Below are 25,136 nucleotides of genomic sequence, written 5' to 3'. Positions count from 1 at the left end.
GTTGACATAGTAGGTAATTATTAATATAATTTTATTGGTTAAGTGAATAATGCGGATGATTGTCATGGGAGAGTCATTGGAGGCGTTTCAATGCACCGAAGGAGTCATACTTTCAGGTTTGTGACCATGGCCGGACGCACCTCTGGAGAGACCGTAAAGGCGCCGAAGGGGCAAATGAAGAGTTCTGCATGGAACTTTCAGAAATCTCTCAGGCAAAAGGACAGAGAAGTGTTTTTATTTTTTATGGCTTATATAGTTTAGTACTCGCTTTCTGCCAGTCTTTTCGGAGGTCAAATCCTTTGGATTTGACTTTTTTCTAGTACTTTAGTTCATACTAACCGGAATATTATGTTCCCTTTATAAATAGGAGGTTTTTTATGTATAGCTTGAAAGAAATATCAAAAATTGATCCTGAGGTTGCAAAAGCAATCGAATTGGAGATTAATCGTCAGAGAAATAAGATAGAACTTATTGCATCTGAAAATTTCGTCAGTAAAGCGGTAATAGAAGCAATGGGTACGCCGCTGACCAATAAATATGCTGAAGGATACCCGGGAAAAAGGTATTACGGCGGCTGCGAGTATGTTGACATTGTTGAAAATCTTGCTATTGAACGGGCAAAAAAAATATTCGGTGCTGAACATGCAAATGTACAGCCTCATTCAGGGGCTCAGGCAAACATGGCTGTGTTTTTTGCATTGCTAAATCCCGGTGATACTGTTCTTGGAATGAACCTTTCCCATGGTGGACATTTGAGTCATGGAAGCCCTGTCAATATGTCAGGAAAGTATTATAATGTTGTATCCTATGGAGTAAGTCAGGAAGATTGTCGGATAGACTATGATGAAGTGAGAAGAATTGCAAAGGAACACAAGCCCAAACTTATTGTGGCAGGTGCCAGTGCATACCCAAGGGTAATAGATTTTAAAGCTTTTAGAGATATTGCAGATGAAGTTGGCGCGTATTTGATGGTGGATATTGCGCATATAGCCGGACTTGTTGCAGCAGGACTCCATCCAAATCCTGTTCCTCATGCGCATTTTGTTACTACTACCACTCACAAGACTTTAAGAGGTCCAAGAGGCGGAATGATATTGTGCAGCAATGAGTATGCGAAAATGATCGATAAGGCTGTTTTCCCAGGAATACAGGGTGGTCCGTTGATGCATGTTATTGCAGCAAAAGCGGTAAGTTTCGGAGAAATATTGACCGATGAATTCAAACAATATCAGAATCAGATAGTAAAAAATGCAAGCACTCTTGCCAACTCTTTGATGGAAAAAGGTGTTGACCTTGTATCTGGAGGAACGGACAATCATCTTATGCTGGTTGATTTAAGGAATAAGGGTCTTACAGGCAAGTACGTTCAAAATATTCTTGATGAGGTTTACATTACCGTTAATAAAAATGGAATTCCTTTTGATCCTGAAAGTCCGTTTGTAACCAGCGGTATCAGGATTGGTACACCAGCTGTTACGGCAAGGGGAATGAAGGAAGAGGATATGGTTGAGATAGCAGATCTTATTAATCTCACTATTACGGATTATGAGAATTCAAAAGAGGCGGTTAAGGAAAGGGTTAAGATTCTATGTGAAAAATACCCTTTGTATGAATAAAGCCATACTAATAAGAAGGCACCGGGGAAAATCGCCGGTGTCTTTTTTTCAGACAAAAGGAATGTTTTTACGTACTATATAACGTATTATAATAATAAGCTATTGGTTTATTACAATGATAAACATTAGGGAGGGGATCTTCTATGAAGAAAATGTATCTTTCAAATTCAGATAAAGTTGTTGGCGGAGTTTGCGGAGGAATAGCCGAATATTTTGAGATTGATTCAACTCTTATAAGGCTTATTACGGTAATAGCCACTGTTTTGACAGGATTTGTTGCCGGTATTATTATTTATATTGTTGCAATGCTTATAGTGCCCAAAAGGTCGTTCTTTTAAAGGCAATAGTATAGGGATTGCTATTGCGCAAACTAAGTTTTGAGACTATAGAGGCTATAAATCAGTCTCTATAGTCTCTTGAATTTTTATATCCTTCCAAGGATATGGGCCAATAAGAAATATTTTATTTTCCCCATGCTGCTTCGTGTTTTTGAAACTGTGGGTTCATAAAACTCTAATACATTAGACATGTCTGTTTCAGTTACTTCATTCTGGCTGTATCTGGCTTTTACGAATATAGTAGCAACATCAATAAATCTTTTCGGTGAAAAATACCCATAATCGTCGAGCCTTTTGGCGTATTCAAGGGGGGTCTCTCCTGGACGCACAGGCATGTATTGGTATAGAAGGTGATTTAGGTATATTTCGTATAATTTGATTACTGCTTCTTTGGGCGGCATATTTAAGATAGACTTAAGTTTGTGTTTTCTTCTAATTTTATTGATGCCGACGATAATCAGAATAAGGAAAACTAAGAGCCCAATTACAATGGCTATAATTAAGAGGGTGTTGAAAAATGGATTTTGGCTTTCGACAGGTTGGGGAACCATGTCGGGCTTGTTGCCGTCATCATTATTCTGATTTTGAAGACCGGTAGTTGCTTGGGGATTCATTCCGCTTGTGTTGTGTCTGAATCCGCCGAAGCTGTAAAACGAATCCTGATGATAGACAGGGGTTGGTTCAAAAGCAACCCATCCGAATCCCTCAAAGTAAATCTCCGGCCAGGCATGAGCCTGTTGATTTGTAATCTCGTAAACACCTTCATTTGATTTGGTGGGAAGAACAAATCCCTCAACATAGCGGGCCGGAAGTCCTATACTGCGTGCAAGGATAACCATGGAAGAGGCAAAATACACACAATAGCCCTCTTTTTTCTCAAACAAAAAGTAATCCACAAAATCCCTGTCAGCTGGTGTGTCTCCCGGAGTCAGTGTATAGCTGTAGTTTGCTGAAAGATATTTCTCAATTGCTTTTGCCCTATCAAAATTATTGGTTTCACTGTCGGTTATTGAAACAGCAAGGTCTTTTACTCTTTGAGGAAGCTCATAAGGCACCTTCAGATAAGTGTTGTAAATATATCCAGAATTAGAGTTTAAAGATTTTAGCTGATCCAGTTTTTTTAGATATTCTGAATCATTAAATTCGCTAAGGCTCATTAGGATATAGAAATTCAGATTTTCCCCACCAAAAATGCTGTCCAGATTATATTCATCTATTAAAACACTAACTAGGTATTCATTTAATAGGTCTATTAAAGTCCTATTGTCTGGCGTATTCCTTATTATATTTTTTACTGAAAATTCAACTGAATATCTATTCAATATCTCATGATCCGAATTGTACGCACTTTCTGCTTCGTCCAACAGATCCTTTAAATATCTATTATAGAAATATTCATAGGCTTCATCGGTCAGTGCGTTTAGCTCAATGCCGTACAGGCCGCGAGTACTTTGCCTTAGAAGGTTGTTGAAGCTTTCGCTGGCTGTATTCAGACTATAGCTGTCAAAGGAATAGGTGAAGTTCTTATTTAGAAATTTATTGGAGGTAAATATGCCTTCTTGGTCTATTATTACTTCGTCAGCTATGTTGGATGGAAAGTAAAAGTTCTCTGATTTAAGTGGTACAAAAAGAGATTTGGTTCTTATATTTTCATACTTTACTTTTACATTATGCTTTGAAATAATGTCGGGAATAATTTCATCAGTCTCCGAGAACTTGAATATATTGTTGTCTGGGTCTATTCTGTCAGCAAGAAAAGGCAAGCCCGTTTTCATTTCTGTAATATCAAGACTCATTTTGCTCAAACTGCTTAGAGAACTATTGATTAATTCCGTACTGGTCCAAGTGCTTCCCGAGTATAAATCACATGCGCGTCCTCTTAAGTAAATGCTGCGATCGGTCGTGACATCCATTATCTCTATATTATTGGGTACTATATTTCCGCCTAAATTATCGTCATTTCCAAACCCCGAAGAATAAAAGGAAAAGTAATCTGCGTCAAAGCCCTTGGCGTTTCTGCTGTTTACCCCTAATCCTATACGGTTGTAAAAGTTGTTTATCTTATCGTCCATCCATTTCCATTCAATAGGCTTTGATCTTACAGGTATTGAATTTGTCAGAAAGACAATCAGAACGCATAAGGGTACGATTCCGAGTATAAAACCTGAAGGGCTGGCAAAATCATTATTTGAGCTTTCTAAGCACTTTTTTTTGTATATATGCATGAAGTAGTAGGCAAGTATTGATACAACGAAGGTGTAAAAGGATATATAGGCAGAAGCCATGAAGAAATCCAGCATCCACTGGGATACGTAAATTATGATTCCGACCAAAGCAATAATTATAAAGTTGAATTTATTCATAGTAAAGATAAATACAAACAGGCTCAAAGTCAGAGCGAGGACGATGGTGATGAAAAAAGGATAGTAGTTGCCCGGAAGTATAGCCTCGTCGTTAATATATTTAATAAGCCAGCCAAAGGGTTGGATAATATATTCCAAATCTCCTTTGACAGCTAAGAATATAGTTCCCGCTGCCAGAGAAGATATTGCAAGCGGTACGGAAATTTTTGAGACAGACCTGTTTATAAACAGTATCGAGCATATAAAAAGAATAATAGTTACAAGCCCCAAGATATGTAAATACGAATAAGGAAAACTAAGGGTTGTAGTAAGGGGATAAACCAGGCTAAAACTCATTAGAACTGCCAGGACAAAACCGGCAAAATAATCGAGAAATCTTTTTGAATCCATATTCTATATCGCCTCACTTTAAGCAAAAATGTTTATCTGTGTTCCAGGACATTTTTTATGTCATCTTCCGTTTTTATTCTATAAACCATAACGCCAATTTCCAAAAGCTCATTTAAGATGTTATTTACTTCAGAAGAAACGTTATTTGCAATGCACTCTGGACATACATACACCACATTGATATCATAACCTATAAGCTTCGTTTTGAAAATCTCATCATAGAGCTCATAATTTAAATTGGACGTAAAAAGAAGTAGGGAAGTCCTTTGCAATATGTTGTTTCTTACATAGATATTAAGTACATCTTTTATACTCATATCATTTTCAAATTTGATACCGGACAAAATATTGTAGATTCCTTCAAATTGTAAAGCATTTTTGGCCTCGATGTCGTTAAAGCCCTTTTTATAATATATAAGATTTATCGGTATCCAGTTGCTAAGGCAGTAATTAATTACAGCTATAGAAGCTTCTATAAGCATATCTTCAATTACAGAGTTCTGCTCAAAGGTATAGCTGTTTTTGTTAAGATCTAGCATAATCACGGAGCTTACTTGAGATGAACCTTCAAAGTTTTTAACAAGAAGTTCATTCATCTTTGAAGAAAGCTTCCAGTGTATTCTCTTCATACTGTCACCATATATATACTTCCTTATATCCGAAAAGGTCATGGTGTTCTCAAGCCGATTGTTTGATAGGGCATGAGACTCAGATAAATAGTCTGTCTTAAGCTTTAAGCTGTCGAGTTTGACCAAACGAGGATACACTGTAACACTTTTTGTTGAAACGGGTTCATGAACAAACTTCACAATACCCAGGAAGTCTTCTAATTCTATGCTCTTTACTCCAATAAGAAAATCTCCTCGGTATTTGCAACAAAGCTTATGGCTGAAGGTTTTCTTCTTAAAAGGAAGAAGAGAAAAGCATCTTGCCTCAAACTGGTTTGCGAAAATTGTATCGTTGTTGTAAAAATTAACTTTAATATATGGGTAGAGAAAAAAGTCCTCATTATTTATGCTGAAAGTATAGTTTATTACCTCGCCCTTTACCACATTCCGTTTATCAATCTCTTGGATATATTTGAATCTAACAAAAGCAATAGATGTTATGGCTATGGAGATAAACGGCAACAAGAAAACAGTATAAAACAGCATGTAAGGAATTTTGCCACCATAAAAATATATAAATAGCAAAGAAAGAACATATAAAATTGAATATAAAATCCTATTTTTTACCATATTTATCCACCGTTGGAACGCTAACAGATTTAATTATAGTATTAATTATTTCCTCACAGGATATTTTTTTGAGTCTTGCTTCCTGCTTTAGTATAATCCTGTGGGAAAGCACAGGTATGGACATCAGTTTGACATCCTCGGGAATTACAAAATTCCTTTCATTATACATAGCCCATGCTTGAGAAGCTCTATATAACGAAAGGGAACCTCTTGGACTTGAACCTAGGCTTATATCGGAATGGGACCTGGTTCGGCTTACTATTTCAACTATGTAATTGTTAATAGATTTGTCAACATAGACCTTTCTGACCTCATTTTGAATATTTAATATATTGCTACTGTCAGCTACAGGTTCTAAGGATTCTAGAGGGTTTTGCTCCTGGAATCTTGATAGTATCTCCGATTCTTCAGATTTCTGAGGATAGCCTATTGAAACTTTCATAAAAAACCTATCCAGCTGGGCTTCGGGAAGGGGATAGGTGCCGAGATATTCTACGGGGTTCTGAGTTGCCAGTACCATGAAAGGTTTAGGAAGGCTGTATGTTACACCATCAACAGTTACCTGCTTTTCTTCCATCGCTTCAAGAAGACTCGCCTGGGTCTTTGGAGAGGTTCTGTTAATTTCATCTGCAAGTATTATATGACTCATAATGCTTCCGGGATGATATTCGAATTTACCCTCCTTTTGATTATACATGGTAAACCCTGTGATGTCTGAAGGAAGAATATCCGGTGTAAATTGTATCCTTTTAAATGATGCGTTTACGGACCTTGCGAGAGAGGATACGATGCTGGTTTTGCCGACCCCGGGGACATCTTCAATCAATACATGGCCATCGCAGATAAGAGATAGCAGTATAAGTTCGATGGATTTCCTTTTTCCAACAATAACTTTTTCAATATTTGACACAATTTTATTTAGAATTTCAAGTGAACTGCTCATGATTTTTCCCCCTATACATAATTCTCATTTTAATTAAAATGGGTTCTATACCAAAAAATTATATGCAATTTTTCATTTCATTCCAAGAGGCTAAATAAAAGCTCTCCTTTTCATAAAAGAAAAGGAGAACATATCAAATGTCAAGGGTATTTATTATTTCTTTTAGAGTATTTCCTGACTTTCTAAGAAGTTGAATCTCTTCTTCACGCAAAGGAACTTTTAATATTTCTTCGATCCCGTTCATGCCAACTATTGTCGGTACACTGAGACATACATCACTAAGACCGTATTGACCGTCAAGCAGACTGGAAACTGTAAGTATTGAGTTTTCGTTTCTAACAATAGCTTCAACGATTCTTCTCACGGCGAGGGCTACAGCATAGTAGGTTGCGCCCTTGTTGCTGATAATCTCATAAGCTGCGTTTTTAACACTTTCATATATTTTATGCCGTGAAATCTGTTCCTCACACTGATGACAATCATCACAGTAGCTATCCATAGGAATTCCCGCGATATTTGCAAGACTCCAGGCAGGAACTTCGGTGTCACCGTGCTCGCCGATAATATAGGCATGGACATTTCGGGCATCCACTTTTGCATGCTCACTTAAGAGATAACGGAATCGAGCGGTATCTAAGACTGTTCCGGAGCCTATGACTTTGTTTTTGGGGAAACCGGATATTTTGTAAGTTACATAGGTCAAAATATCAACCGGATTTGTCACCACCAGAAGAATACAGTCATTATTGTATTTTATGACTTCGTTTACAATGGTTTTGAATACTGCGGTATTCTTTTTAACAAGATCGATTCTCGTTTCACCTTCTTTTTGGTTGGCGCCGGCAGCAATAATCACTATATCTGATCCGACACAGTCCTTATACTCGCCACGATAAATGTCTACGGGTCTTACAAAAGGCATACCGTGGTTTAGATCCATAACTTCGCCGTCGGCCTTCTTTGTGTTTATATCTATCAACACAATTTCAGATATTAGCCCGCTAAGCATCAATGTATAAGCGGTTGTGGAACCGACAAATCCTGCGCCGATAACAGTAACTTTCTTAATCACTTTGTTGTTCATATTTTCCCTCCTTAATGAATATTTGTTTAGTACCAAGAATATTATACCCCACGTAGGGATGTAAATCATTAAATTTTTAAAGATTGCATATTGTGAAAGTATTGAATTCTGCAAAGAGTATATAGGTATGTTGTGCGCTATTAAAATATTTGATTCAAAGTTGTTTGTTACTTTTATTTTACTACACTAATTGATATAATAAGTTACAAAAAGTTTAAATTTAAGGGGTTTTTCTATGAATGCAGAAATATTAGCGGTTGGAACCGAGCTTTTGATGGGACAGATAGTAAATACCAATGCTCAATATATATCCAGAAAGCTAAACGATATTGGTGTGAATGTGTATTATCACAGTGTGGTGGGAGATAATCCCGGCCGCCTTAAAGATAGTCTTCTAACAGCATTAAACAGGTGTGATCTTGTTGTTATGACCGGAGGACTAGGCCCGACTCAGGATGACCTTACAAAGGAGACTGTTTCGTTAGTTTTGGGCAAAAAGCTTGTTTTACATGAGGAGAGCCTTGAACGGATTAGCGCTTTTTTTAGCAGGATAAACCGGAAGATGACGGACAATAATGCCAAGCAGGCATATCTGCCGGAAGACTGTATAGTGGTTAGAAATAATAACGGCACAGCCCCGGGCTGTATTATTGAAAACAATGGAAAAATTGTGGTGATGCTTCCCGGTCCTCCATCGGAGATGATGCCGATGTTTAATGATACTGTTATTCCTTACCTTGAGCAAAAATCCGGATACAAGATAGTATCAAAATTTCTAAGGGTATTTGGAATAGGGGAATCACAGCTTGAAGAGTTGATGTTGGATTTAATCGACAGTCAGGAGAAGGTCACCATAGCAACTTATGCAAAGGATGGACAGGTAACTGTAAGGCTTACTTCGAAATCCAGGACAGAAGAAGAGGGGCTCAATGAAATACTTCCTTTCCAGAATGAGATAGCTTCAAGGCTGAAGGACGCATTGTACAGTACGGAAGATGAGGAACTAGAGTATGTAGCATCGAAAATGCTTCTAGACAACAACATTACAATATCAACGGCCGAGTCCTGCACCGGTGGGCTAATTTCCGCAACGCTCACCGATATGCCTGGAATATCAAAGGTTTTTATGAGAGGTATTATATCCTATAGCAATGAATCTAAGATGGAAAACCTCGGGGTTCGACCTGAGACTTTGGATAAATTCGGTGCCGTCAGCAGTCAAACTGCGGCCGAGATGGCTGAAGGTGTCAGGAAAATGGCATCGACAGATATTGGACTATCGGTTACGGGTATTGCAGGTCCTGAGGGAGGCACTGACGAGAAGCCGATAGGCTTGGTCTATATTGCCCTTGCCCATAATTCGGGGACAGAAATAAGGGAGCTGAGATTGGCCGGAAACAGGAGTAGAATAAGAAACATGACAGTACTCAACGCTTTTGATATGATAAGAAAGTATGTAATGGGTCTGAAAGGATAGGAACCTTACGCTAAAATAAAAAAGAACAAATGAAGAATCCGGGGGGATACACGATTTGGGAAAGAATAAAAAACTTACCGGTGCTGCTCTTATCGTAATGTCATCTATTGTAGTAAGCAGAATCACCGGTTTTATAAGAGAAATGCTTGTACCGAACCTAATAGGGGTTAATGAAGCGGGGGATGCTTATACTATTGCCTTCAGAATCACTGGTCTAATGTATGATATGCTGGTTGGAGGGGCAGTATCTGCAGCCCTTATTCCTATTTTGTCCGGTTATATTGCCCGAGATGATGAAGAGACGGGATGGAAAGTGGTAGGCACTTTCATAAATGTTGTTATTGTTGCTATGATCATGATGTGCTTTTTGGGAATCTTTTTTGCACCTCAACTGGTTTCGCTGATTGCTGTTGGGTTTGAAAGTGATGCTCAAAAACAGCTCACCGTTGACCTGTTAAGGATACTTTTTCCTTCGGTTGCGTTTCTTATGATGGCGGGACTTTGCAACGGAGTTTTGAACTCTTATAACAGGTTTGCCGCTGCAGCATATGGACCGTCACTTTATAATATTGGGAGTGCTGTGAGCATAATTGTATTTTCCAATAGCAAATGGGGAGTCAGGGGCGTTGCCTTTGGGGTAATGATAAGCGCGCTGATTTATTTTCTGTTTCAGTTGTCTTTTGCGATAAAGAATCTCAAACATTACAGATTTAAATTTTATTTAAAGCATCAGGGATCAAAGAAGCTGTTCAAGCTTGCCATACCTTCCTTGATATCTTCGGCCACTGTGCAGATAAATGCGGTTATTACCGGTACCTTTGCAACGTTGTTTGGAGTTGGTGGGGCAACAGCACTGAATATCGGGGACAGAACCTGGCAGCTTCCCTATGGTGTGTTTGCCCAAGGTATGGGTATTGCTATGTTGCCTTCGCTATCTTCAAACATTGCGATGGGAGAGGTGGACGAGTATAAGAACACTCTTATGAAGGGGATAAAAACAGTACTGTTTTTTACCATACCATCGGGTATCGGATTTATTGTATTGAGAGAGCCGATAATCAGAACCATATTTAAATTTACAAATCGATTTGATGAGGGAGCCGTCAGTGTTGCTGGAAATGTTCTGATGTTTTTTTCCATTGCCCTATTGAGCCAGTCCATTGTTACTATAATAAACAGGGCTTTTTATGCGCTTAATGATACTCTTACTCCTCTTTTGATTGGGGGAAGTACTATAATAATTAATATACTTTTGAGTATTACCTTTTATAAAGCGACTAATCTGGGGGTGGCAGGAATGGCACTGGCTTATTCCCTTGCTAGCGCATTAAATGCTTTTCTTCTTTTGACCATCCTCAATATGAAAATGAAAGGGATTTATCTGGACAGGCTTTTGAAATTTCTTTTGAAGGTTATTCCTTCGGCGCTGATAATGGGTGCGGTTCTTTTTATAACAAACACTTATATTGCAGTAGATACGAGCTCTAAGGTTATGCAACTTTCAAATCTGCTCTTTCAAATAGCCGCAGGAACGCTGGTGTATTTTATTGCTGTGCTTATGCTCCGGGTGGAGGAGGCAATATATTTTAAGGATATGGTGGTGTCAAAGCTTAATAAAATAGTCAGAAAATAGGATAAATTGTGTGTAAAATAATTCAAAAGTTATTGACTATATGATTTCATTAATGTATAATAATTAAGAACACATGTTCGACATATAGGAGGATGATTAGATGATTGAGAAGAAAAAGGCTCTTGAGATGGTTTTAGGACAAATAGAAAAGCAATTTGGTAAAGGAGCAGTTATGAAGTTGGGTGAGAACACCCATATGAATATAGAGACCATTCCTACCGGTGCTTTGGGTCTTGATGTAGCACTGGGAGTCGGAGGGGTGCCAAGGGGAAGAATAGTTGAAATATTTGGTCCTGAATCATCAGGTAAGACGACAGTTGCTTTGCATATTGTTGCTGAGGCGCAAAAAGCAGGCGGTGAAGCAGCCTTTATAGATGCCGAGCATGCTTTGGATCCAGTGTACGCAAAGAACCTGGGAGTCAACATAGATAATCTTATTGTTTCACAGCCGGATACTGGAGAGCAGGCTTTGGAAATTGCAGAGGCCCTTGTAAGAAGCGGAGCTATTGATGTTATTGTAATTGACTCAGTTGCGGCTTTAGTGCCCAAAGCTGAAATAGACGGTGAAATGGGAGATGCTCATGTCGGTCTTCAAGCAAGACTTATGTCCCAGGCATTAAGAAAGCTTTCCGGTGTTATTAACAAATCCAAGACGACGGCAATATTTATAAACCAGTTGAGAGAAAAAGTAGGGATTATGTTCGGTAATCCTGAAACTACACCGGGAGGACGAGCTCTCAAATTCTATTCTTCGGTCAGACTTGATGTCAGAAGGATAGAGTCCATCAAACAGGGTAATGAGATAATTGGAAACAGGACAAAGGTTAAGGTTGTAAAAAACAAAGTTGCTCCTCCTTTTAAAGAAGCGGAGTTTGATATTATTTACGGTCAGGGTATTTCAAAGGAAGGCAATATTCTGGATGTTGCAGTGAATCTTGATATTGTGAGTAAAAGTGGTGCATGGTTCTCCTACAACGGGCAAAAGATTGGACAGGGTAGGGAGAATTCAAAGCAGTTCCTTAGAGAAAACACTGAAATTCTAAACGAAATAGAATCAAAGATCAGAGAAAACTATAATCAGGCATTTCTGATGAGTATCGATGCCCATGTTGCAAAAGATGATGATGAAATAGATTTGGAAGATGAGGAATAGTGCAAAATTAATAAGCGTACAGGCGATATAACTTGAGCTTATTGTTTTTAGGGTGCATATCATATGATATGCACCTATATTTAGCATCTTCTAAGTCTGCACATTCTTTTTGGCAACATATATAGATTTTATGAAGTACTTTATTGTATAATTAAAATAAAGCAAGGATATTTTTCATTCTTCAGGAAAAGACTGTTTTGGTGATTGGTATGATAATTACTTCTGTAGAAAAGGATAATAAGAACCGGGGAATGCTTTCTGTTTTCGTAGACGAAGAGTATGCTTTTTCAATACCCGAAGAAGACTATCTTCGTTTATGTCTTTATGACAAAAAAGAGTTGTCAAGTGACGAAATTGAAGAAATCAAGAATACTATTACTCAAAAAAGTGCAAAGTATAAAGCAATTAAATATCTATCTTATAAATATATGACGGAGGCGGAGCTGTCGGCGAAGCTTCGAAACGACGGGTACGATGAGCATGTAATTTTAGATGTAGTAAACGAGTTGAAATCCATGGGATATATTAACGATATGATATTTGCACAGAAGTATGTCTATGATAGGATAAAGCTAAAACCCAAAGGCAAAAAGATGTTGAAAATGGAGCTTAGCAAAAAAGGAGTATCCAATGAAATTTCAGATCAGGTTTTGGGGGAACTGGATTTTGATGAAGATGTTGTGATAGAGAGATTAATAAGAAAGAAATTTGGGAAGTATGATATGAAAGAACCTAAAATTGAAAGAAAGATATACTCTTTTTTGTTGCACAGAGGGTTTGATTTTGAAGATATAAAAGGGGTTTTACGAAGGATAACAGATTCCGATTAAACTAACATTTCTAAATTAACATTATTTATTATCTTGGGAAGAAATATTTCTATTAAATATTATTACAAATCTGAAAAATCACTTTATTTTTCAAATAAAACATGATATATTACATGATATGGGATTCGACTTGAGATATAACTATAAATTGCACCTAGGTTCGAAAAGTGCATTTAATTCGATATTTTTCCTATATATTTTGCAATAAGCATTTTGCATTGGTTTTGAATATTGCAGAATATACACATTGATTCTTGTGTTGACAAAAAAATATTATTTTATAGAAAGGTGAGGAGAAAATGAAAAAGATCAGTGTGTTGTTGTGTATTATGTTATTGTTAACAGGCATTTTTGGCGTGGCCGGAATATGCGCCGCTGCCGAAGGTACCTTTGGAGGTTATTCCTGGGTGGATCCAAAGGACTTTAAGGGTACAACAGGAGTAAAAGTAGCAGATGACAGCCTTGAGGTTAGCTTTCAAAATATTAACTACTCAGATTATGCAGCAGGAACAGCAACTACCGTAGCGGGAGAACAAGCAGTGCCGTTGAATGAAGATTGGACAGATTATGAGGCAATAAACTTTACGGTGAAAAATCCAAACACAGCAGAGATTCAAATCGGCGTGGGAATATGTACCGGACCAAAATGGTATTGGCATGAATCTCCTACAATTTCTGTACCGGCAGGTAGGTCAAAAGAAGTGTCTGTGAGTCTCAAGGATGCTGTGTGGAAAACGGAGGCTAGCAACTGGATGAATATTTCCAATATTTCCGATGTTGACGATGTTAAGAAAATTGTTATTAAGATTATGGGCAATCAAGTAACGGGTAAAGTTATCTTTACAGACTGGAGTATTGGAGAACCTACTTCAGGCAATACATACAATCCAAATCCATCACCTATCCCGGCACCGGGACAGTTTAAAATACAGGACGGTCACCTGTTTGATGCAAACGGATATCCTTTTGTAATGAGAGGTGTAAACCATGCCCATACATGGTTTAAAACAGAACTTGAGACTACTATTCCGGCCCTTGCAAAAGCAGGCTGCAATGCTGTCAGAATAGTTCTCTCAAACGGTACCAAATGGCAAAAGGATGATATATCTTCTGTTAGGAGAATTCTCGAACTGTGCGAGCAATACAAAATGGTTGCGGTATTGGAAGTTCATGATGGCCTTGGAGTGGATCAGGAACAGCCTCTGCTTGATTCAGCAAAATATTTTGTTGAAATAAAGGACGCTCTGATAGGCAAGGAAGACAGAGTAATTATCAACATTGCCAACGAATGGTTTGGAAGCTGGGGAGGCCAGGCATGGGCCGATGGTTATAAAAAGGCTATTCCTATAATCAGAAATGCAGGCCTTACTCATACAATAATGGTAGACAGTGCCGGATGGGGACAGTATCCTCAATCAATCCATGATTATGGAAAGGATGTATTTGAGGCAGATCCACTAAAAAACACAATGTTTTCAATACACTTCTATGAGTACTCCGGTGGAAATGCAGCTATGGTAAAGAGCAATATTGACGGAGTAATCAATCAGGGATTGGCCCTTTGCATCGGTGAGTTTGGGTGGAAGCATACAGACGGAGATGTTGATGAAGCTACTATTATGAGTTATTGTCAGGAGAAGAATGTGGGTTGGCTTGCATGGTCATGGAAGGGTAACGGAGGAGGTGTCGAATACCTCGATCTTTCATATGACTGGGCTGGAACAAGTCTGACAGAGTGGGGGGATATTGTTGTAAATGGTCCAAACGGATTAAAAGAGACTTCGAAGCTTTGTACGGTATTTACCGGTCAAGGGCCTGTAGATCCTACTCCAAAACCGACTCCGACCTATGGAACAAAAGGTGACCTTAATGGTGATGGGAAGATCAATTCGACAGATTTAACTTATTTGAAGAGATATATTCTAAAGATTATTACGGACTTGCCTATCGAAGATGATTATGTGGCAGACCTTAACAATGATGGAAAGATCAATTCATCGGACCTTACACTGTTAAAAAGGTATCTTCTGCAGATTATAACCGAATTCTAATTTAAAAAATAATTAAATGCTGCAATAATTTATGAATTAATAAACGGTGATGATTACATATTGTGATCATCATCGTTTTTGCTTAGCCTCGTAGAGTGAAATGAAAGAGTCAAAAGCGAAGGAACAATTGAATAAATAATCAACATGAAAAGGTAGGAAAATAAGAAGGAGTAATTTATAATGATAAGTAGGATCAATGAATTGAAAGGAGAACAAGGGATTGATTATAAAAACACTAAGCAGAGTATTGATTGAAAGAGAAAACTATATTCCTGCTATGGACACAAATGGAGATGTCATTGTAAGTGAAAATATGGCATTGCTTCAGAAATACGGTCCTGAAGGCTATGTCATTGTAGAGCTTATAAACGGGGATTTTATGACACCGGAGCAAATTAAAAGAGGGCTTGAAATGAACAGAATAAGGCAGGAGCAAATAAAAGAGGGATCCAACAGCTATTCTTTTAAAGTTTTTTTCTTTTCATCGGATTTGCCCAAGGAAAAACTTGAGATTTTGTCATCAGAGGAATATAACAAAGGATTGAATGGAAGCTATTTATGCTGTATGAGTGTAAATATTGAAAAGAAAGAACTTGTCAAATACTATAGTTTTCCCCGTACAGCCTATGGTATTGATAATGAAATCAAATATTTGCTCAACAAGGGCTTTGACAGTGATTACGGCAATATTGATTACAAGGAATTGATAGATAAAAAGCAAAATGAATACAGAATTGATATAAAAACCCAAAAGCCACGGATAACCTATGTTCTCATTGCGATTAATATTGTTGTTTGGCTTTTGTTGGAAATATATGCTAGAACTAGAGGAGTCAATTCGTCCAGCCTGCTCATATATTTTGGAGCAAAGGAAAATACTCATATAATGCTGGGAGAATACTGGAGATTTTTAACTCCTGTGTTTTTGCACAATGGTATTACCCATCTTCTGGTGAATTCTTATTCTCTTTATATTTTAGGAACTACAGTTGAAAAATTGATGGGTAGAGGCAGGTTTTTGTTTATATATATTATTTCCGGGCTAATGGGGAGTATAGTTAGCTTTATGTTCTCATTAGCACCGTCGGTAGGGGCATCGGGGGCAATATTTGGTTTGCTGGGTACATTGATTTATTATGGAATTGAGCATCCGGCATTGTTTAAAAGGGGTTTTGGAAAAAGTATATTAATAACCCTTGTAATTAATATTGTGTACGGTTTTTCAATCCCTCAAATTGATAATTTCGGACATTTTGGAGGATTGATAGGTGGCTTCTTGGCCTCAGGGATTGTCGGGACACCCTACGCTAGGAGATCTTGGAGGAAAAGAGCAGCATTTACAGCGGTTGCTGCTGCAATTGTGTCACTATCGCTTTATTACGGATTTACCAATAGTCAGAACCAATCACTAAAAAAATTGGAATTGATGGATCGCTTTTTAGAAGAGGGAAACTGGGCTGAGAGCGAAAATTTGGGGGAGGAAATAATTAAAATCGGTCCGAAGAACAAAACTATATTATCTAATGCTCTGTGGAATTTATCTGCTACTGAAGCGAGCCAGGGGAAATATAATGAAGCGGTGGAACATGCTCAAATGCTGGTAGATGTGGAGCCTGCGAACGGACATTACCTTCTTGGAATGCTGTATATGGATATTGGAAATATTGAAATGGCGGAAAAAGAGTTGCAAGAAGCAGTAAAAATCGAACCGAGATTAAGGAATAAGGTGGATAGTATTTTGAATACAATTAAGGAGAAATAAAATTGTACTTTTGTACTATTATTTATGTAATATATTTAATGCTATGTGACGATTTATATAGTATAATTAAATTGGTTATATTATGTAATGCAATATTTTAATTAATTTTTTGGTTGGTGCTTTTTAACATAGCAAATTCTTGAATCTGCAAATGTTAAAAATGCCGGTAGGGAGGGAAAAATGGAAAGTATATTTAGTGAAGAAATTCGCACTGTGGGCTTTACAGAGGCGTTCTGCAACAATTCTCTATGTAGAAGTATTAACGAATTAGACAATATTACCGATGCTGACGAGTACTTGAAAAATCTAGAGAATATTGTGCATATGATAATGGAAGAGATAAAGCAGGTTAACAGCGAAACAAGGCATTTATTTGGAAAGCCCGGAGATACTGACCCTTGGATTTTAAATGAAAACATAAGGCTTAAGATGTACAAAATGGTACAGAAACTGGGAGACTTTCTTCCTGCAAATGAAGATGTAAGGATAAAAAAAGAAACTACAGCAGAACCGGTTAATACATATATTGGAATACTAAAGCTGAAGATATGCATGACAATTATCCAGATTTTTGCTACATCTTTCAAGTCTGTACTACCGATGAAAAGTGAATATTCCAGATTTCAATCTAATTTGACATATATATTTAATACGGCGCTGGAAATAGACAATGAACTGGGCAAGGCTTTAGATAGCAACAGAGTAAAGAACTTTATACAGAATTAGATAGGGATAATTATGTGGCAAAGAAACACAGACACCTAAAGAAACGGGTGTCTGTTTTTTTGTGGGAGAGCCTTTCTTTAATAAAAATATAAATATCTTTTGATTTTTTACCGATTATATTTTAACGGGTTTTATTACTCTGCAACGTTTGGTATGATAATATGAATAAATTGCCATACTCACTAATATCGATTGTAAGAATTATATTGAATGAGGCTGATAAATATGGTATAATAAATAATGTAATTTTGTAAATGTTTGTAATCTAAAATGACACTTCTTATATTTGGTTGTTTTTCAATTATAACCCTGCTTGATACTGCTGACAATCAATTTGGTTTCGATTAGTTATTTATATGTTGCTTCATTGTTTTTTACTATCCTGAAAAGGAGGAAAAGGTGTGAAAAACGTAACGATTAAGTTGTTGTTATTGACACTTTTGGCTTTGTTGGGCGTTGTATTTCTTGCCGGATGTAATAAACAGCCTGCAAATGCAGAGGAAAATACAGAACCCCAAGTGAGCAATACCCCTGGGCGAGAGTTCGACTTAGGTGGTTACACCATTAAGATTGCTCAATGGTGGGATGGAAACCCAAAGGATAGAAAGGCTATAGAGCGTTATAAGGCGGCAGAAGAGAAATATAATTGTAAAATTCAATATGTAACTATTGCATGGGACCAGATTGTGAGCAAATACATTTCATCAGTACTATCAGGAGAGCCGATAGCTGATATTGCTTTGTTTGAAATGACTATGGCACTTCCTGTGTTTGCTGAGTCAGATCTTATAATTCCCGTGGATGACTACTTTGACTTTAATGACCCTAAATGGCCACCTATAATTAAGCAGACAGGAAGGTATGCAGGAAAGCAATACGGATTTAGTAACGCTTCTTGGAATTTGTCGGGTATTTACTACAATAAGGAATTGTTCAATAGGCTGGGATTGCCTGACCCATATGAACTTCAAGAGAATGGGGAGTGGACATGGGAAAAGTTCCTTGAGATAGCACAAAAAGCAACCAGAGATGAGGATGGAGACGGCCAAAATGAAACGTGGGGATTGGCAATTCAAGCTCACAACTTGTATTCCCCTCTTATTTTGTCGAATGATGCCAATATAATAAATATTGATGATAACGGGAAGGCGAGTTTTGCTCTTGATGAACCAAATGCCATTGAAGCCCTTCAGTTTTTTGGAGATTTGTATAATAAGTATAAGGTTGTAGTTCCTGCTACCAATGAAACTGATTGGTATGAAGCTCCTCAAAGATTTTCCGAAGGTAATATTGCCATGTTTTTCGGACAGAGCTGGGACGGAGAGGATTTCAAGACTGCAATGAAGGAAGAGTGTGGCTTTGTATTTATGCCGAAGGGACCTAAAGCATCCGATTACGTTGTTCCTGTTCTGCAGGAAAGCAAGATATTTGTAATGCCAAAACATGCTAAGTATCCTGAGGTGGCAGCAAAGGTTTTTGAGGAAATATACTTATTTAATAATGACTTGGTAGGGTTTGAGTACTGGATTGGTTCATTTCTGAATAGTGATGAAGGAAAAAAGACAGCCAGGCAGATGCTTAACAAGGGAAAGGTATCGATGCATCAGGGATATCCTACATTTGATGGTATGCTTTTTGAAAACATAGCCGGTGAAATTATAACAAGAAAAGTTCCGGCAGATATTTTTATTAAAAACTTTAAGGATAAGGCTCAGAGGGCTATTGATTCTGAGTATGAATGATAAATTGATACAAGGCTGATGTAAGAAAACTTGGTACTTCCACCTTAATCACGTAGGAGGCAATTATTATGAGTTTCAGTAAGCGTTTAAAAGATTGGTTTAAAGGAAGTATGGCATTTTGCAAAAAAATAATTAAAGGTATGGTGCCAAGACTAAAGAGTGCCCTTGAGTCTTGGCAAAAAATCAATAATATAGATAGTGAAAATGGGGATAAAAGTATAACTAATAGAGGGTTTTCTCATGTTAGGTTCGATAGAATACTTGATTTTTTAAGTGCGCCTCTTAGGAATATTAGAATACAGACCAGATTATTTGTCTCTTTCACTTCTATTGCCCTGGTACTTTTGATAGTTACCGGTTATCTATCCTATAGCAAATCCAGCGAGGCCATGAAGACGAAAATCAGTACTTATTCGATACAGATAACGAACCAACTCGGGGGCATATTGGATAGGGAAATGGATAAGTATGGGAAATTCCTTAATGATTTTTCTTCTGAGAAGTCCCATTTTCAAGATGTTTTAGTTAATGTGACAAAACCTGATGTAAATATATTTGACAGAAGAAAGATGATTAACGATGTGGAAATCTATATGTCTCAGATGGTAGGTGCTCTAGGTAGTAATATTGAATTAATGAAAGTTGTAGTTAATGATGAAATTGAGGCGATGTACGGCAATAACAATATAATTGCATCCAAGGATATGGATAAAATTATTGAAGATATTGAAGGCTCAAAGGAGATTAATAATTTCAGATTTTATATTACGGAAGATGAACAGGGTGAAAGGAAATGCTACCCAATGATTACTAAAAAAATCATATCCGTGAGAACAGGAAAAAAGCTAGGATATATTATTTTTGTGCTGAAAGAGGATTTTTTATTTAATCAATACAAAGAAGTTGACCTAGGAGAAGAAACCGGAATTTTTATAGTGAATGCTGAAGGTGTTGTGGTATCAAGTAGTAATAAAGAAATAGATATAGGTGTAAGATTTGAAGATGAGGAATTCATTAATAATTTGACAATAAGCAAAGATAAAGAAATGTATTCTTTCCCGGCAACGATAAACGATGAAAACTGCCTGATTACGTTCACTTACCTGGAACAGTATGGATTGTATCTGGCTAGTAATATTCCATACTCATATCTTAATAAGGAATCGAACAATCTTTTAGCAACGATAATTATTGTCTTTATAGTCTGTTTCTTAATTACTGTTTTGCTGTCACTCATAATAACCCGAAGTATTTCAGCCCCTTTGCAAAAGCTCGTGGGATTAATGAAGAAAAACAGGGACGGCTGTCTTACTGTTGATGATACCGACAATAACAAGGATGAGATCAGTGTTGTTATAAACAACTTTAATGATATGATTGAGAACCTAAGGAAGGTAGTGCTAAAAGGCAATGAATCATCAATGCATGTTTTAGGCAGTTCCCAAAAGATAAAGTTGTCGGCAAACAGGTCGAGGGGTCTTACATCGGAGATTGCTTCCACAATGGAGGAGATAGCTCGGGGATCAGCAAAGCAGGCAGAGGACATTTCTAATGCTGTTGATTGCATGGATAAACTGTATGACGGAGTAAAGGAGGTTGAAGGCAAAACTACCCTTGTATCCGATATTGCGAATAATACCCATATGCTGAGTGAAACCGCCCTTGTAGTTGTTGAAGAACTAAAAAATAAATCTATTGAGACAAAAGAGGTAACAAACAAGATAATTTATGATATCACGTCCCTTAATAACGACATGAAGGAAATAAAGAAGATTATAAAGATGATTCTGGATATATCCGGGCAAACAAAACTGCTTGCATTAAATGCTACTATTGAAGCAGCCAGAGCAGGGGAAGCAGGAAAAGGATTTGCTGTGGTGGCTTCCGAAGTAAAAAAGCTCGCAAATCGTACAAAGGATGCATCAAATATAATAAACAATATATTGAATACAATACAGCGAAAGACCGAGTCCACAGTGGATTATGCCAACAGCACCAGTCATATAATAGGTCAGCAGTTGGAGTCGGTAATCCAGACAGATAATGCATTTAAGACCATACGAGAGGGAATGGCGGATATCTCCAATCAAATTAATAATGTGGATAATTCGGTAAAGGATATTGCATCATTAAATGAAATGGTAAAGAATGCATTGACAAGTATTTCGGTCTTGTCTGAGGAGGCAGCCGCAACGTCACAGAATGTATCTTCAAATTCTCGGGAACAGCTGATGGGTGCCGAAGAACTCTTAGAGTATGCAGATCAGCTAAACAAAATGGCCCAAGAGCTTAATGAAACTATGTCAATATTTAAGATTGATACGCATCAGTAATTTTACCTTAGTAAAGTTTGGTAAGGTTGTTGTTATTTTCTAAGGTTTATAAATTATTAATAGATTGTTCATAAGTTTTTAATAACTATCAGGTAATATTTATATAAAGGGAAAACCTTTTATATAAATTTAATATTCTATACTGGAGCCATAACAGGCTCTTTTTTGTGTTTGCCGTGATTGGCAGAGTTTTTTTGAAGGATGCTTTATAAATAAAAGCTCGGAACATCGAGTCCCTTTGCTTTTGCCTCTTTCATTTCATTCTAAGAGGCCAAAACAGAAAAATGAGTAGCAATAAGCTACTCATTTTTAAATCTTGAGACTCTATTTGGTGCGAGGAAAGGGATTTGAACCCTCACAACCTTGCGGCCACTAGAACCTGAATCTAGCGCGTCTGCCAGTTCCGCCATCCTCGCATTTACAAGTGCAATAAATATTTTACATTATAAATCATAATAATGCAAGTAGAAATTTTTATATTTTCGATAAAATAAAAAAAAGTCTAGGCATAGGCTGAAAAATGTGGTAATATTGTAACTATCGAATACAGTAAATTGTTCCAATGTAATAATAAAAAATTACTGTACTTTCTCAATCCAAAACAGGACATGTAGATTTAAGATTCTGTACCCGGTTCTGTTATGAGCTTTGTTGCGAAATTAACTTATGGTTGTCCAGACTTTTATGCTATTTATGCAATATATAATAAGAATATGAATCCGAATAATTGGTTATTATGGGGAGGGCATTTTAATGAGAAGCTTAAGTCTTGTAAACGACAGGGGTTTGAAGCGCATTTTAGACATAATGGAACAGTGTTCGGAAAGAGTCGATGTAAAACTAATGAGTATTGTTTTGTATGGGGCCAGAGCAAAAGGGGACAATACCTCGCAAAGTGTATATGAATTCCTAATCTTATCAAATAATGAGACATCCCTCGATAAATTTATATTGTTCAATGAAACTGTCAAGCTGGAGCTTCTAAGAGAGAAGTATCTAAATGTCAATGTTCTGACGTACACTCCGGAAATATTTGAGGAAATACTATACAAGGATGAAATGGTGGGAACATTTTTGTATATGATATGCCGTGAGAATATCATTCTTTATGATAGATACGGCACTTTTATGTCTATACGGGAAAGAATGTCAAATAATAAGATGAAAAGTGAAGAGATGTTCCTGAGGCAGTGTATAGAGTTTTCTAAAAAAATCGGATCGGAAAAGTGGGAAAGAAAATTTGACAAGACACTAATGCATTATAAGTACCGCAATAATCGAAGAAAACTATAATTATTTTATATTAAAAAATTAAATCAAGTATATTTTATTTATAATCTTATATGTGTTTACACCATATAATATACTTGAGATGAAAAATTGGAGGAAATGTTTTGAACAGCAAATTGAATGACTTTAAAAATAGAATAAGAAATAAAAAAGTTGCTGTGCTGGGTATAGGAATAAGCCATACTCCGTTAATTTCGTATCTGTACAATCTCGGAGCAGATATCACAGCTTTTGATAAATCGGATGAAACCAAGCTAAAGACGACATTGGAAGCATTTAAAGATATGGATATTAAATATAGTCTAGGTGAAGGCTATCTTGATAATTTGAGAGGCTTTGACCTGCTTTTTAGGACTCCAGGTATGCGGTATGATATTCCTCAGATTTTGGCTGCAAAGGAGGAAGGGACCGAGATAACCTCGGAGATGGAAGTCTTTTTTGAGCTTTGTCCGGCACAGATTTTTGCTGTGACTGGCAGTGATGGGAAGACCACAACCACTACGCTTATATATAATATGCTTAAGGAGCAGGGCTATAATTGCTGGCTGGGCGGAAATATAGGCATACCTTTATTAAGTAAAATTGATGAAATAAAGGATACGGACAAAGTTGTGTTGGAGCTAAGCAGCTTTCAACTGCATACCATGACAAAGAGTCCTCATATAGCAGTTGTAACAAATGTTTCGCCCAACCACTTGGACATACATAAATCCATGGATGAGTATGTGTTTGCCAAAAAGAATATTTTTACTCACCAGTCGGCGAGGGATAAGCTTGTATTGAATTTTGACAATGACATTACCCGGGGATTTGCAAATGAGGCCCAAGGGAAGGTAGTCTATTTCAGCAGGAAAAGTAATCTTGAGCAGGGTGCAATGTTAAGGGATGATATGCTGATTTATAAAGACGGTGAATCGGTGACTGAAATTGTAGAGGCTAATGATATTATTATTCCGGGAGTCCACAACATAGAGAATTTTCTTGCGGCTACTGCTGCAGTAGTAGATTATGTTGACAGTGATATTATCAAAAGGGTAGCAACGACCTTTACCGGTGTTGAACACAGGATTGAACTTGTAAGGGAGCTTAACGGTGTAAAATTTTATAATGACTCTATAGCAAGTAGCCCAACGAGAACGATTGCAGGGTTGAATTCCTTTAGAGATAAAGTGATTCTGATAGCTGGCGGTTATGATAAAAAAATACCCTATGATGACTTAGGGCCAGTAATTGCAGAAAAGGTGAAGTGCCTTGTCTTAATTGGGCAGACAGCTCCTAAGATTGAAAAAGCATTAAAGGATGAGACGGAAAGGACAGAAAAAGGCTCAGATATTCCTCTCTACAAATGCAGTTCCCTTGAGGAAGCTGTTCAAACGGCCTATAGCATTGCTTCTAGTGGGGATATAATAACTCTATCTCCGGCAAGTGCCAGCTTTGATATGTTTAAAAGTTTTGAGGAAAGAGGCAATAAGTTTAAGGAAATTGTTAATTCAATTAAGGCTTAGCAAGAATAAACAAATGCCAGAAAAGCCAAGGGCAGGATATAAGAAATGGTTAGAGCATATGCTCTAACCATTTTTGGTGGAGGGAGATGGATTCGAACCATCGAAGTCAGAGACAACAGATTTACAGTCTGCCCCCTTTGGCCACTCGGGAACCCCTCCATATATAATATTAATTTGAAAACTTACTTATAGTACTTGCTAAATAACCTAGCCAAATATTCTGGTGCCCAGAGCCGGAATCGAACCAGCGACACGAGGATTTTCAGTCCTCTGCTCTACCGACTGAGCTATCTGGGCGAAATATTTATTTGTGGTGGGCCTTCAGGGACTCGAACCCCGGACCAACCGGTTATGAGCCGGTTGCTCTAACCAACTGAGCTAAAGGCCCTTGCTAATCATTTCCATAAAATAATTTCCGACAAAAAGCAATGAAGTTAATATTCAGTAAAGCTTTTTTCGGCGGCAATGAATAGTATAATTGAAATCCCCAAATAAGTCAAGAGATTTTTTGCAAAAATAATATACTATAATTTTAGGTTCATTGTAAAATTAAATGCAACAGGGCAAAAAAAGTAGAACCACAGCGAGAAACCTAGTATGATATTTGTGTCCACAAAACACATACGGAGGTTATCGCTATGGCTCTTACTAAAGAGAATACC

At 37.3% G+C, this 25,136-nt stretch carries 17 protein-coding genes, 4 tRNA genes and 2 riboswitches; of the genes, 13 read left to right on the top strand and 8 right to left on the bottom strand.

The genetic code is table 11. The annotated features are described in order from the left end of the window. Positions 1-55 precede the first annotated feature (55 nt). Positions 56-137: riboswitch (glycine riboswitch) on the top strand. Between the two features lie 3 nt (positions 138-140). Then, positions 141-226, top strand: a riboswitch (glycine riboswitch). 151 nt (positions 227-377) lie between these two features. Next, positions 378-1,616, top strand: a complete 1,239-nt coding sequence (locus EFD62_RS03835; RefSeq protein WP_069193435.1) for a serine hydroxymethyltransferase — start codon at positions 378-380, stop codon at positions 1,614-1,616. Between the two features lie 143 nt (positions 1,617-1,759). Further along, positions 1,760-1,954: a PspC domain-containing protein gene (locus tag EFD62_RS03830; RefSeq protein ID WP_069193436.1), complete on the top strand. Its 195-nt coding sequence runs from the start codon at positions 1,760-1,762 to the stop codon at positions 1,952-1,954. Between the two features lie 86 nt (positions 1,955-2,040). On the opposite strand, the gene EFD62_RS03825 is transcribed toward EFD62_RS03830, so the two are convergent. From EFD62_RS03825 to EFD62_RS03810, 4 genes are all read right to left on the bottom strand, one after another. Further along, positions 2,041-4,707: a DUF4129 domain-containing transglutaminase family protein gene (locus EFD62_RS03825; RefSeq protein ID WP_128705769.1), complete on the bottom strand. Its 2,667-nt coding sequence runs from the start codon at positions 4,705-4,707 to the stop codon at positions 2,041-2,043. 32 nt (positions 4,708-4,739) lie between these two features. After that, a complete protein-coding gene (locus tag EFD62_RS03820; RefSeq protein ID WP_235832560.1) occupies positions 4,740-5,861 on the bottom strand; it encodes a DUF58 domain-containing protein in 1,122 nt (373 codons plus the stop codon). A 70-nt stretch (positions 5,862-5,931) separates the two neighbouring features. Beyond that, the gene (locus tag EFD62_RS03815; protein ID WP_069193439.1) at positions 5,932-6,888 is read right to left on the bottom strand and encodes an AAA family ATPase; all 957 of its coding nucleotides are present in this window, start codon (positions 6,886-6,888) and stop codon (positions 5,932-5,934) included. A gap of 133 nt (positions 6,889-7,021) precedes the next feature. After that, complete coding sequence (locus tag EFD62_RS03810) at positions 7,022-7,972, bottom strand: L-lactate dehydrogenase (protein WP_128705767.1); 951 nt, start codon at positions 7,970-7,972, stop codon at positions 7,022-7,024. A 235-nt stretch (positions 7,973-8,207) separates the two neighbouring features. Between EFD62_RS03810 and EFD62_RS03805 the strand changes: the two genes are divergently transcribed. The 9 genes from EFD62_RS03805 to EFD62_RS03765 all read left to right on the top strand — a co-directional run bounded on the left by EFD62_RS03805 (position 8,208) and on the right by EFD62_RS03765 (position 21,679). Continuing rightward, the gene (locus EFD62_RS03805; protein WP_128705766.1) at positions 8,208-9,449 is read left to right on the top strand and encodes a competence/damage-inducible protein A; all 1,242 of its coding nucleotides are present in this window, start codon (positions 8,208-8,210) and stop codon (positions 9,447-9,449) included. 55 nt (positions 9,450-9,504) lie between these two features. Further along, on the top strand, positions 9,505-11,082 hold the full coding sequence (gene murJ / locus EFD62_RS03800) for a murein biosynthesis integral membrane protein MurJ (RefSeq protein WP_069193442.1): 1,578 nt from the start codon (positions 9,505-9,507) through the stop codon (positions 11,080-11,082). Positions 11,083-11,182: 100 nt separating this feature from the next. Continuing rightward, complete coding sequence (recA, locus tag EFD62_RS03795; RefSeq protein WP_069193443.1) at positions 11,183-12,235, top strand: recombinase RecA; 1,053 nt, start codon at positions 11,183-11,185, stop codon at positions 12,233-12,235. Positions 12,236-12,444: 209 nt separating this feature from the next. After that, positions 12,445-13,065, top strand: coding sequence for a regulatory protein RecX (locus EFD62_RS03790; RefSeq protein WP_069193444.1), 621 nt, complete (start codon positions 12,445-12,447; stop codon positions 13,063-13,065). A gap of 299 nt (positions 13,066-13,364) precedes the next feature. After that, on the top strand, positions 13,365-15,116 hold the full coding sequence (locus tag EFD62_RS03785) for a cellulase family glycosylhydrolase (RefSeq protein WP_069193445.1): 1,752 nt from the start codon (positions 13,365-13,367) through the stop codon (positions 15,114-15,116). A 220-nt stretch (positions 15,117-15,336) separates the two neighbouring features. Then, on the top strand, positions 15,337-16,878 hold the full coding sequence (locus EFD62_RS03780) for a rhomboid family protein (protein WP_069193446.1): 1,542 nt from the start codon (positions 15,337-15,339) through the stop codon (positions 16,876-16,878). Between the two features lie 180 nt (positions 16,879-17,058). After that, on the top strand, positions 17,059-17,604 hold the full coding sequence (locus EFD62_RS03775) for a hypothetical protein (RefSeq protein ID WP_128705765.1): 546 nt from the start codon (positions 17,059-17,061) through the stop codon (positions 17,602-17,604). Positions 17,605-18,005: 401 nt separating this feature from the next. Then, on the top strand, positions 18,006-19,346 hold the full coding sequence (locus tag EFD62_RS03770; protein ID WP_128705764.1) for an ABC transporter substrate-binding protein: 1,341 nt from the start codon (positions 18,006-18,008) through the stop codon (positions 19,344-19,346). A gap of 68 nt (positions 19,347-19,414) precedes the next feature. After that, positions 19,415-21,679, top strand: coding sequence for a methyl-accepting chemotaxis protein (locus EFD62_RS03765; protein ID WP_069193450.1), 2,265 nt, complete (start codon positions 19,415-19,417; stop codon positions 21,677-21,679). A 329-nt stretch (positions 21,680-22,008) separates the two neighbouring features. Here EFD62_RS03765 and EFD62_RS03760 read toward each other — a convergent pair. Next, a tRNA-Leu gene (locus tag EFD62_RS03760) sits at positions 22,009-22,095 on the bottom strand. Between the two features lie 337 nt (positions 22,096-22,432). Between EFD62_RS03760 and EFD62_RS03755 the strand changes: the two genes are divergently transcribed. Both EFD62_RS03755 and murD read left to right on the top strand, forming a co-directional pair. Then, entirely contained in the window at positions 22,433-22,972 is a 540-nt protein-coding gene (locus tag EFD62_RS03755) for a nucleotidyltransferase domain-containing protein (RefSeq protein ID WP_069193451.1), read from the top strand. Between the two features lie 101 nt (positions 22,973-23,073). After that, entirely contained in the window at positions 23,074-24,474 is a 1,401-nt protein-coding gene (gene murD, locus EFD62_RS03750; protein ID WP_128705763.1) for a UDP-N-acetylmuramoyl-L-alanine--D-glutamate ligase, read from the top strand. A gap of 74 nt (positions 24,475-24,548) precedes the next feature. Here murD and EFD62_RS03745 read toward each other — a convergent pair. The 3 genes from EFD62_RS03745 to EFD62_RS03735 form a co-directional block, all read right to left on the bottom strand. Next, a tRNA-Tyr gene (locus EFD62_RS03745) sits at positions 24,549-24,633 on the bottom strand. Positions 24,634-24,695: 62 nt separating this feature from the next. Continuing rightward, a tRNA-Phe gene (locus EFD62_RS03740) sits at positions 24,696-24,771 on the bottom strand. Between the two features lie 14 nt (positions 24,772-24,785). Beyond that, a tRNA-Ile gene (locus EFD62_RS03735) sits at positions 24,786-24,862 on the bottom strand. Positions 24,863-25,136 lie beyond the last annotated feature (274 nt).

Source organism: Acetivibrio mesophilus, assembly GCF_004102745.1.
In the GTDB taxonomy this organism is placed as follows: domain Bacteria; phylum Bacillota; class Clostridia; order Acetivibrionales; family Acetivibrionaceae; genus Hungateiclostridium; species Hungateiclostridium mesophilum.
This window is presented reverse-complemented; position numbering and strand designations above follow the sequence as displayed.